Raw genomic sequence first — 741 nt, 5'->3', positions numbered from 1 at the left:
ATGCCGGGGGCAACCGGTGAGTTTTTCCGCTTGCGTGCTGACGCTTTACCCCGAAATGTTTCCCGGCGCGCTCGGCCTGTCGTTGGCTGGCCGGGCGCTGGAGGCCGGGACGTGGTCGCTGGAGGCGATCCAGATCCGTGGCTTCGCCACCGACCGCCATCGCACCGTCGACGACACGCCCGCCGGCGGCGGCGCCGGCATGGTGATGCGCGCCGACGTGCTGGCGAAAGCCATCGACCATGCTTCGCCGGAAGGCGACGCGCGGCCACGGCTGCTGATGAGCCCGCGCGGCAAGCCGCTGACCCAGGCGCGTGTGCGCGAACTGGCCGCTGGGCCAGGCGCCGTCATCCTGTGCGGCCGCTTCGAGGGCGTCGACCAGCGGGTGATCGACGCGCGGGGATTGGAGGAGGTCTCTATCGGTGACTTCATCCTCTCCGGTGGCGAGCCGGCAGCGCTCGTGCTGCTCGATGCGGTGGTGCGGCTGTTGCCCGGCGTGATGGGCAACGCGGTGTCGGGCGAGGAGGAGAGTTTCGAAAACGGCCTGCTCGAACATCCGCACTATACGCGGCCGCAGGAGTTCGAGGGCCGTGAGATTCCCGAGGTGCTGGTTTCCGGCAACCACAAGAAGATCGCCGCATGGCGTCGGGCGGAGTCAGAGAAGCTGACGAAAGAGCGGCGTCCGGATTTGTTGGGCGCCGCCGCTCACCCTTTCCAAAAGTAATAGAAAGCCAGAAACAGACC

At 67.3% G+C, this 741-nt stretch carries 1 protein-coding gene; it reads left to right on the top strand.

All coding sequences use genetic code 11. From position 1 onward, the window contains the following. Positions 1-16: 16 nt before the first annotated feature. Positions 17-721, top strand: a complete 705-nt coding sequence (gene trmD, locus EN893_RS36345) for a tRNA (guanosine(37)-N1)-methyltransferase TrmD (RefSeq protein ID WP_127267361.1) — start codon at positions 17-19, stop codon at positions 719-721. The last annotated feature ends 20 nt before the right edge of the window (positions 722-741 follow it).

The organism is Mesorhizobium sp. M7A.F.Ca.CA.004.04.2.1 (genome assembly GCF_004022825.1).
Lineage (GTDB): Bacteria > Pseudomonadota > Alphaproteobacteria > Rhizobiales > Rhizobiaceae > Mesorhizobium.
The sequence above is the reverse complement of the archived record's forward strand: the minus strand, read 5'-3'. Positions and strand labels throughout refer to the sequence as shown.